We start from the raw sequence: 10,000 nt of genomic DNA, 5'->3' as shown, positions 1-10,000 counted from the left end.
CCTCCACATCTCTACGCATTTCACCGCTACACGTGGAATTCCACTCTCCTCTTCTGCACTCAAGTTCCCCAGTTTCCAATGACCCTCCCCGGTTGAGCCGGGGGCTTTCACATCAGACTTAAAGAACCGCCTGCGCGCGCTTTACGCCCAATAATTCCGGACAACGCTTGCCACCTACGTATTACCGCGGCTGCTGGCACGTAGTTAGCCGTGGCTTTCTGGTTAGGTACCGTCAAGGTACCGCCCTATTCGAACGGTACATGTTCTTCCCTAACAACAGAGTTTTACGATCCGAAAACCTTCATCACTCACGCGGCGTTGCTCCGTCAGACTTTCGTCCATTGCGGAAGATTCCCTACTGCTGCCTCCCGTAGGAGTCTGGGCCGTGTCTCAGTCCCAGTGTGGCCGATCACCCTCTCAGGTCGGCTACGCATCGTCGCCTTGGTGAGCCGTTACCCCACCAACTAGCTAATGCGCCGCGGGTCCATCTGTAAGTGGTAGCGAAAAGCCACCTTTTATGTTTGAACCATGCGGTTCAAACAAGCATCCGGTATTAGCCCCGGTTTCCCGGAGTTATCCCAGTCTTACAGGCAGGTTACCCACGTGTTACTCACCCGTCCGCCGCTGACCTAAGGGAGCAAGCTCCCGTCGGTCCGCTCGACTTGCATGTATTAGGCACGCCGCCAGCGTTCGTCCTGAGCCAGGATCAAACTCTCCATAAAAAAAGTTTGAAAATGACTACGCACGTTTATGTGCGATTTATTTGAATTAACAGGTACGTTTTGTCTTGTTTAGTTTTCAAAGAACTTCGTTGCCGCTCTCAAGGCGACCACTTAAATATAGCATTTATTAGACAAGCGGTCAACACTTTTTTCAAAAAAGTTTTTTTTATCTTTTTCATTCGCGACCAAAAAAGATTATAACACATAATCTATCGGAAGAAAAGATAAAAAAAGCGCAGCCACAAGGCTGCACTTTCATTTACGATTCATCTTCTTCTGTCTCATGTTCTTCATCTTTTTCGACCAAGGCTACGGTAGATACATGCTCCTGATCAGCTAACCGAATGAGGCGGACACCCTGCGTAACACGGCCGGTAACGGAAATGTCATTAATGTCCATCCGAATGATCACGCCGCTGGCGGTGATGATCATTAAATCTTCCTCTCCTCTTGTCGCTTTCACCGTAACAAGAGGTCCGTTATTTTCCGTGATCTTGCACGTCTTTAAGCCTTTTCCTCCACGGCTCTGTGTTCTGTATTCTGAAGCAGGCGTCCGTTTTCCGTATCCGTTTTCGGTTACGATCAAGACATCGGCATCCTCTTCAAGAATCTCCATGCCGACAACGATATCGTCGTCTGTGAGCGTGATTCCTTTAACACCGGCAGCGGTTCTTCCCATCTGCCGCACATCGCTTTCAGGAAAGCGGATCAAAAGACCGTTTCTCGTTCCGATGATGATCTGTTTATTGCCGTCAGTCAGGCGGACAGCCATCAGTTCATCTTCATCGCGAAGGCTTAAGGCGATTAAACCGTTATTGCGAATATTGGCGAATTGAGAAAGCGGCGTCCGTTTTGAGATGCCGTGTTTTGTCGTAAAGAACAAATATGACTCATCAAACTCGCTCACCGGAATGATCGCATTGATCCATTCCCCTTTATCGACTTCCAGAAGGTTGATGATCGGAATTCCCTTCGCCGTCCGTCCGAATTCAGGAATTTCATAACCCTTCGCACGGTAGACTTTCCCTTTGTTTGAGAAAAAGAGCAGCGTATCATGGGTCGATGTGGAAATCAGATGTTCAACAAAATCGTCTTCATTTGTTCCCATTCCCTGAATTCCTTTTCCGCCGCGTTTTTGGCTTCGGTAAGTGGAAGAAGGCAGGCGTTTGATATAGCCGTTATGGGTTAACGTGACGACGATGTTTTCTCTCGTAATCAGGTCTTCGTCTTCAATCGTCTCAAGACCGGATGTGACGATCTCCGTCCGGCGCTCATCGTTAAATCGCTCTTTAATTTCTGTCAGCTCTTCCCGGATGATTTCAAGAACTTTTTCTTCGTCTGCTAAAATCGCTTTTAATTCGGCGATCAGCTTGATTAATTCTTGATACTCCTCTTCAATTTTTTCGCGCTCCAATCCTGTTAAACGCTGAAGACGCATGTCCAAAATAGCTTGGGCTTGTTTTTCAGTTAATGAGAATGTCTCGATTAACCCGTTTTTCGCAATTTCGGCCGTTTGCGAGTTTCTGATTAAGGAAATAACTTCATCAAGGTGGTCAAGAGCCACTCTCAAGCCTTCGAGAATATGGGCTCTCGCTTCCGCTTTGCGAAGTTCGTATGCCGTCCGCCTTTTGATCACGACTTTTTGGTGATCGAGATAATGACCGAGACACTGCTTTAAGCTTAATACTTTCGGCTGTCCGTCGACGAGTGCCAAAAGATTGATGCCAAATGATGTTTGAAGAGCCGTCTGCTTGTACAAATTATTTAACAGAACATTTGCATTTGCGTCCCTTCTCAGCTCGATGACGATCCGCATTCCGTTCCGGTCTGATTCATCGCGAAGGTCTGTAATGCCCTCGATTTTCTTATCGCGGACAAGATCGGCGATTTTTTCGATCAGCTTCGCTTTATTCACCTGATAAGGGATTTCCGTAATAATAATGGACTGTTTGCCTGAGGATGCTTCTTCGATTTGGGCTTTAGCGCGAATCGTAATCGAGCCGCGGCCTGTTTCGTAGGCTTTGCGGATTCCGCTTCTTCCCAAAATCAATCCGGCTGTCGGAAAATCTGGCCCCGGAATGATTTCCATTAATTCCGCAAGCGTAATATCAGGATTTTTGCTGAGTGCCAAAACCCCGTCAATTATTTCGCCGAGCTGATGAGGCGGGATATTTGTCGCCATCCCGACTGCGATCCCGGCTGCACCGTTGACCAAAAGGTTTGGAAATCTGGCAGGCATGACAATCGGTTCTCTTTCCGATCCGTCATAGTTGTCTTGGTAGTCGATCGTGTCTTTATTAATATCGCGCAGAATTTCCATGGATATTTTCGACATTCTCGCTTCTGTATAACGCATGGCCGCAGCCGAATCACCGTCGACAGAACCGAAGTTCCCATGGCCTTGGACAAGCATGTAGCGATAGTTGAAGTCCTGCGCCATTCTGACCATCGCTTCGTACACGGCAGAATCACCATGGGGGTGGTACTTACCGATAACTTCGCCGACGATCCGCGCAGATTTTTTGTATGGCTTGTCGCTTGTCATCCCAAGGTCGTTCATCGCGTACAAAATTCTTCTATGCACCGGCTTAAGCCCGTCTCTTACATCCGGAAGAGCGCGGGAAACAATAACACTCATCGCATAGTCTAAGAAAGACGTGCGCATTTCCTGACTGATATTGACTTCCTGGACTTGGGGCTTTTGTTGTTCACTCATTAAAAAACCTCCCTGGAGAATCTACATGAGTTGTGTGGGAGTAGATTTGTATTTATACTCTTTCAACGAATAAAGCTATTCTCCATTATATCAATAATCTTGAATTTATACACATGAAATTGTAAAGGCTCTATTTTAGAAAAGACCTTATTTCAAAAATAAGGTCTTACCTGCATTAAATATCCAAGTTCTTTACATAACGAGCATTTTCTTCAATGAAGTTCCGCCGCGGCTCCACCTTGTCACCCATGAGCATTTCAAAGGTTTCATCGGCGTCGATCGCGTCTTTGAGCGTCACTTGAAGCAATGTTCTCGTTTCAGGGTCCATCGTCGTTTCCCAGAGCTGCGTCGCATTCATCTCTCCCAGACCTTTATAGCGCTGCAGGCCGGGCTTAGGGGTTTGCGGAAGCTCTTTTAAAATCTCATCGAGCTGCTGATCATTATACGCATATTCCACGCGTTTTCCCTGCTGTATTTTGTATAATGGCGGCTGTGCTATATAGACATAGCCTTTTTCGATAATCTGCCGCATGTAGCGGTAGAAAAAGGTCAAAAGCAATGTTCTGATATGTGCGCCGTCGACGTCGGCATCCGTCATAATGACGACTTTATGATAGCGGGCTTTTTCGAGGTTGAAATCTTCCCCGATCCCGGTGCCGAGCGCGGTGATCATAGAGCGTACCTCATTGTTTGACAAAATTTTGTCAAGGCGCGCTTTTTCAACGTTTAAAATTTTTCCCCGCAAAGGCAAAATCGCCTGGAAATGACGGTCCCGGCCTTGTTTCGCCGATCCGCCCGCAGAGTCACCCTCAACGATGTAAAGCTCGGAAATCGACGGGTCTTTAGATGAACAGTCGGCCAATTTCCCCGGAAGATTAGACACTTCAAGCGCACTTTTCCTGCGCGTTAATTCGCGCGCTTTCTTTGCGGCCATCCGTGCTCTTGCAGCCATAACGCCTTTTTCCACGATTTTTTTCGCTGAATCGGGGTTTTCGAGCAGGAATTTTTCCAATGCTTCTGAAAACAAGGCATCTGTTATGGTGCGGGCTTCCGAATTGCCGAGCTTCGTTTTCGTCTGACCTTCAAACTGAGGATCCGGATGCTTGATTGAAATGATCGCTGTCAAACCTTCCCGGACGTCTTCACCGCTTAAATTTGGATCGTTGTCTTTGAATATGCCGTTCTTTCTGGCGTAATCGTTGATAACACGCGTCAAGCCCGTTTTAAACCCGGCTTCGTGCGTTCCGCCCTCATACGTATGAATGTTATTGGCAAATGAATAAATGTTGCTCGTATAGCTGTCGTTGTATTGAAGTGCCACTTCGATCGTAATCCCGTCTTTCGAACCTTCGATGTAGACGGGCTCCTCATGGATCACTTCCCTTGAGCGGTTTAAGTGTTCGACATAGCTTTTAATTCCGCCTTCATAGCAGTATTCATTCTTGCGCTCTTGTCCTTCGCGTTTGTCTTCAATCGTGATTTTGACGCCTTTTGTCAAAAACGCCAGTTCGCGGACGCGGGTGGCGAGAGTATCGTAGTCATACACAGTCGTTTCTGTGAATATTTCAGGATCTGGAGCGAAATGGGTCGTCGTTCCCGTTCTGTCCGTCTCGCCGATGATTTTCAAATCGGCTTTTGGAACGCCGCGCTCGTATTCCTGGTAATGAATTTTCCCGTCTCTGTAAACCGTTACATCCAGCTCCGTTGAAAGGGCGTTGACAACGGAAGCTCCAACGCCGTGCAATCCGCCCGAAACTTTATACCCGCTTCCGTCAAACTTACCGCCGGCATGCAGTACCGTCATGATGACCTCGACGGCAGGCCTTCCCATTTTTTCCTGGATGCCGACCGGAATCCCCCGGCCGTTGTCTTTTACCGTGATGCTGTTGTCTTTTTCGATGACAACGTTGATCTCTGTACAATAGCCAGCCAAAGCCTCATCGATGCTGTTATCGACAATTTCCCATACGAGATGGTGAAGCCCTTTGCCGCTCGTCGACCCGATGTACATTCCGGGCCGCTTGCGGACGGCTTCTAAGCCCTCCAGCACCTGTATCTGATTTTCATCGTAGTTATTATTATTCTGTTCCGCTGCCACGCACATTCACCTACACTTTTCTTCAAACATAATAAATTTATAGTTAAGATTCTTTATGAATCGATTTCCGGCTTGGATTGAGCCCGCTTTTTCAGCGTGCTTGAGGCTAAAGGAGAAAAATAGATCGTCTGAACTGTGACAACAATTGATTTCGGCGTGCTGTTTGAAGAGATAATCCGCTTGCTTTGTTTTGTTAAAAACTCTTCAACGATCGGCGATGTCTTTGCCTTGTAATCAAAAATAGCCACAATTTCTCGTGTTGAGACGACAAAGTCGTCACCTAAATGGATATACAATCCCTCACCCCATTTTTTCAGTCCAATAGCGCGCCATTTGCAACACGAAAGATTCCTGCTTCGTTTAAGGTTTGATGATCAATCCCGTCGACGCTTGTCGTTGTCACGAAAGTTTGAACACGCCCTTGAATGGTGTGGAGCAAGTGAGACTGCCGATAGTCGTCAAGCTCTGATAATACATCATCCAAAAGCAAAATCGGGTATTCCCCAATTTCTTCCTGAATCAAATCAATTTCCGCCAATTTGAGAGATAATGCAGTCGTCCGCTGCTGCCCTTGTGAACCGTAGGTTTGGACATCCCGGCCGTTGACGTAGAACAGAACATCGTCTCTGTGAGGGCCGGACAAAGAAACGCCCCGTTCAATTTCTTTATCTCTTAATTTAGAAAACGATTCTTGGTAACTATTGATCATTTTCGACAAATCAGGCGAATCTGATACGTGAAGAGACGTATGATACTTTAACGTCAGTTCTTCCAGACCTCGCGAAATTCCGGAATGGATGGGCTGAGCCCATTTTTCGAGCTGATCAACAAATTGAAGCCGCTTCATCACAACCTTTGCCGCGAATTCCGTAAGCTGTTCCGTCAGCACGTCAAGCATCGTCTGATCTGTCTGTTTTCTCGTTTGTAGCTGCTTCAAGAAATGGTTGCGCTGTGAAAGGATTTTTTGGTAATGAGAAAGGTCATGAAGATAGACGGGTGACACTTGGCCGATTTCCATGTCAAGAAATCTTCTCCTGACCTGCGGGCTACCTTTTACAAGATTCAAATCTTCAGGAGCAAACATGATCGTGTTAACGGCGCCTACATATTGGCTCAGTTTCTGCTGTTCAATATGATTGACCTTTCCTTTTTTGCCTTTTTTGGAAATGACGAGCTGGATTGGAACAGGACCGTTTTTTTTAATGACCCTGCCTTCTATTTTAGCATAGTCTTGATCCCACCGTATGAGTTCTTTGTCATTAGAGGTCCGGTGAGATTTTGCCATCGCAAGCACGTAGATCGCTTCAATCAAATTTGTCTTGCCTTGTGCGTTCTCTCCGATAATCACGTTCACTTTGTTTTCAAATTCGAGCTCAACGCGCTCATAGTTGCGGTAAGATGATAATGTAAGATTTTGGATATACAATCAATATCACCTGCTTCAGCCGACGACCTGGAATGAACCGAACCCTTCAATCGTCACGGTATCACCGACATACAGCTTGCGCCCGCGGCGGTTATCCGGTTCACCATTTACGAGTACCTCGTGCTCTGATAAAAACCATTTTGCCATTCCGCCCGACTGAATGACGTCAGCCAATTTTAAAAACTGGCCGAGGGTAATCATGTTTGTATCAATCGTCACCGTCTTTGTCATTTTATCGACCTCTTTCAATATCACTAATATCTAATTGTACTAAAAAACAGGGAAAGAAGGAAAGGGGTAAGTTACAGCGCTATGGGAGAGAGCGTCTTTTCCGTCAGCAAAATGAGAAAAGCCGCCGGACTCACCCGGCAGCTTTCTTCAGTTTCAGATTAATACGTCCGGACAGGAAGAATTAATTGAACGATCGAATCATCATTCGGGGTGCGGATCAGAAAAGGTCTCATTGCGCCTGTAAAGCTGACATGAATGTCCTCTCCTTCAAGAACTTTAAGAGCATCCAGCATATATTTCGGACTAAAGGATATCTTTAAGTCTTCCCCTTCGATTTGTTCGGCATTCACCGTTTCGACAACCTTCCCGATTTCAGGAGAATTGGAAGAAATTTCGATGGACTCATCAGCGGATGCGGACAGCTTCACCACATTGTTCCGTCCTTCTCTCGCCAGCAATGACGCCCTGTCGATTGCCTGAAGAAATTCTTTTGTATTGACGATCAGATTCGTTTTGCTTTCCTGAGGAATCAGACGATTGGTGTCAGGATAATTGCCGTCTAAGAGCCTTGAGAAGAACAGAACGTTCTTCGTCTTAAACAATACCTGCGTTTCAGTGATAACGATATCGACGAGCTCCTGATGATCGTCGAGAATCTTGCTCAGCTCGGTCAAGCTTTTTCCCGGAATCACGACGTTATATGAGCTGTCCTCGCTAATATCGAGCTTCGCTTTGCGCAGCGCCAGACGGTGGCTATCCGTAGCAGTGCATATTAATTCACCGCCGGTCACGTTCCAGTTTACACCTGTCAAGATTGGGCGTGTTTCTGAGGTGGACACTGCAAAAACGGTTTGGCGAATCAGATTTTTCAACAGATCTGTCGGGATCTGAAACGCATGATGCTCTTCAATTTGCGGCAAAAGCGGATACTCGCTTGCATCCAATCCGTTAAGGTTAAATTCGGCTTTTCCTGAACGGATAATCGTCAAATACTGATTTTGAACCTCGATTTCGACGGTTGACATCGGCAGTTTTTTAACGATCTCGCTGAAAAAACGCGCTTGAAGAACGATGCTTCCGGGCCTTTCAATCGTTACGATTTCCAAATCACCGTCTTCTTTCGGGATAAACGATTCAATCGAAATATCGGAATCGCTGCCTGTTAAAGACACTCCATCATCAGAAGCGACGATTTTAATACCAGTTAAGATCGGGATCGTTGTTCTTGAAGAAACGGCCTTCAACACATCCTGGACACTTTCGACTAAACGGTCTTTTTGAATTGTAAACTTCATAATCATCCTCCTTGCGGGAATCTATATTTATTATGTTTTATAAAAATAGCAGAAGTAATAGTAGGGGCTGTGGATTTGTGGATAAGTGCTGAGAACGAAAGGAAACACAGCCTATCCACATGTGGACAGACTGTGTAAGACCATGTTTAAGTTATTCACACTTTCCCATTACCTGAGCTGCTCTTTGATTTCTTTGATCTGCTGCTGGAGCTGTTCATCGTCACTCAGCAGCTTCGATATTTTTTCATGGGCATGGATGACCGTCGTATGGTCGCGCCCTCCAAATTCTTCGCCGATTTTCGGCAGGGATGAATCGGTCATTTCCCTTGATAGGTACATGGCGATCTGCCGCGGAAAGGCCACTGATTTCGTCCGTTTTTTCGCTTTGAAATCCTCAAGCTTAATATTGAACTGCTGGCCGACGACTCTCTGAATGTCTTTGATCGTAATAATTTTCGGTTTAGAAGAAGGGATGATATCCTTCAAAGCTTCCGCAGCCAAATCGGCGTTGATGTCTTTATTGATTAAAGAAGAATATGCGACGACGCGAATTAAAGCGCCCTCCAGTTCTCTGATGTTGCTGTCGATCTGATTGGCGATATACAGCATCACTTCATTCGGAATATCGAGACCTTCTGCCTTTGCTTTCTTTCTTAAAATCGCGATCCTTGTTTCCAGATCGGGAGGCGTGATATCCGTAATCAGTCCCCATTCAAAGCGGGAGCGCAGGCGGTCCTCTAGCGTCGGAATTTCCTTAGGCGGCCGGTCGCTCGAAATGACGATCTGCTTCGATTCTTCGTGCAGGGTATTAAACGTATGGAAAAATTCCTCCTGCGTTTGTTCTTTTCCCGCTAAAAATTGAATATCATCTATCAAAAGAACGTCGACATTTCGATAACGATTGCGAAAATCGACAGCTTTATTGTCGCGGATCGAGTTAATGAACTCATTTGTGAATTTTTCTGAAGACGAATACACCACTTTTGCAGACGGATTATGGTCGATGACATAGTGTCCGATCGCATGCATTAAGTGCGTTTTTCCAAGTCCGACTCCCCCGTAGATAAACAGCGGGTTGTATGCTTTCGCAGGCGCTTCCGCCACGGCCAGCGATGCGGCATGGGCGAATCGGTTTCCGGAGCCTATAACGAAAGTGTCGAATGTATATTTGGGATTCAGCATATTTTGCGGAAAATCGGCCGGTTCGTCTTCTTTCGACATTTTTTTGATAGGAGATTTCGGCATGAATTCTTCTTCATTTTGATTTTGAGGAATGACAAATTTAATGCTGAGTTCTTCCCCGGTGAGATCGTAAATCGTATCCGCGATTAAGTGAAGGTATCTTGATTCAAGCCAGTCGCGTGCAAACTCGTTCGGAGCAGTGATGATCAGCGTATCGCCCTGCAATGAATGAGCCTTTGTCGACTTCATCCATGTTTCAAAGCTGGGCTTGCTCAATTTTTTTTCGATCTGCCCGAGGGCTTGATTCCAAAGATCCGAAATATTTTTCAT

The 10,000-nt window shown here is 46.1% G+C and carries 7 protein-coding genes and 1 rRNA gene (1 of these 8 cut by a window edge); all 8 read right to left on the bottom strand.

What is annotated here, in order from left to right:
* A 16S ribosomal RNA gene (locus NSQ39_RS00040) occupies positions 1-722 on the bottom strand; it reaches 828 nt to the left of the window's first position.
* A 259-nt stretch (positions 723-981) separates the two neighbouring features.
* Positions 982-3,438, bottom strand: coding sequence for a DNA gyrase subunit A (gyrA, locus tag NSQ39_RS00035; protein ID WP_175077330.1), 2,457 nt, complete (start codon positions 3,436-3,438; stop codon positions 982-984).
* Positions 3,439-3,613: 175 nt separating this feature from the next.
* Positions 3,614-5,542 carry a DNA topoisomerase (ATP-hydrolyzing) subunit B gene (gene gyrB, locus NSQ39_RS00030; protein ID WP_175077329.1) on the bottom strand — a complete coding sequence of 643 codons (1,929 nt, stop codon included), beginning with the start codon at positions 5,540-5,542 and terminating at the stop codon, positions 3,614-3,616.
* Positions 5,543-5,589: 47 nt separating this feature from the next.
* Complete coding sequence (gene remB, locus NSQ39_RS00025; RefSeq protein ID WP_046129447.1) at positions 5,590-5,832, bottom strand: extracellular matrix regulator RemB; 243 nt, start codon at positions 5,830-5,832, stop codon at positions 5,590-5,592.
* 17 nt (positions 5,833-5,849) lie between these two features.
* Positions 5,850-6,962, bottom strand: a complete 1,113-nt coding sequence (gene recF, locus NSQ39_RS00020; protein WP_175077328.1) for a DNA replication/repair protein RecF — start codon at positions 6,960-6,962, stop codon at positions 5,850-5,852.
* 15 nt (positions 6,963-6,977) lie between these two features.
* Positions 6,978-7,193, bottom strand: coding sequence for a S4 domain-containing protein YaaA (yaaA, locus tag NSQ39_RS00015; RefSeq protein ID WP_046129445.1), 216 nt, complete (start codon positions 7,191-7,193; stop codon positions 6,978-6,980).
* Positions 7,194-7,351: 158 nt separating this feature from the next.
* The gene (gene dnaN, locus NSQ39_RS00010; protein WP_046129444.1) at positions 7,352-8,488 is read right to left on the bottom strand and encodes a DNA polymerase III subunit beta; all 1,137 of its coding nucleotides are present in this window, start codon (positions 8,486-8,488) and stop codon (positions 7,352-7,354) included.
* 168 nt (positions 8,489-8,656) lie between these two features.
* Positions 8,657-10,000, bottom strand: a complete 1,344-nt coding sequence (dnaA, locus tag NSQ39_RS00005; protein ID WP_046129443.1) for a chromosomal replication initiator protein DnaA — start codon at positions 9,998-10,000, stop codon at positions 8,657-8,659.

Origin of the sequence: Bacillus sp. FSL W8-0848 (genome assembly GCF_038007805.1) — a bacterium.
Classification (GTDB): domain Bacteria; phylum Bacillota; class Bacilli; order Bacillales; family Bacillaceae; genus Bacillus; species Bacillus glycinifermentans.
The sequence above is the reverse complement of the archived record's forward strand: the minus strand, read 5'-3'. Positions and strand labels throughout refer to the sequence as shown.

Coding starts and splice junctions, on each gene's coding strand:
- dnaN (WP_046129444.1), bottom strand. CDS start 8,488: ATGAAGTTTACAATTCAAAAAGACCGTTTAGTCGAAAGTGTCCAGGAT.
- dnaA (WP_046129443.1), bottom strand. CDS start 10,000: ATGAAAAATATTTCGGATCTTTGGAATCAAGCCCTCGGGCAGATCGAA.
- gyrB (WP_175077329.1), bottom strand. CDS start 5,542: ATGTGCGTGGCAGCGGAACAGAATAATAATAACTACGATGAAAATCAG.
- yaaA (WP_046129445.1), bottom strand. CDS start 7,193: ATGACAAAGACGGTGACGATTGATACAAACATGATTACCCTCGGCCAG.
- gyrA (WP_175077330.1), bottom strand. CDS start 3,438: ATGAGTGAACAACAAAAGCCCCAAGTCCAGGAAGTCAATATCAGTCAG.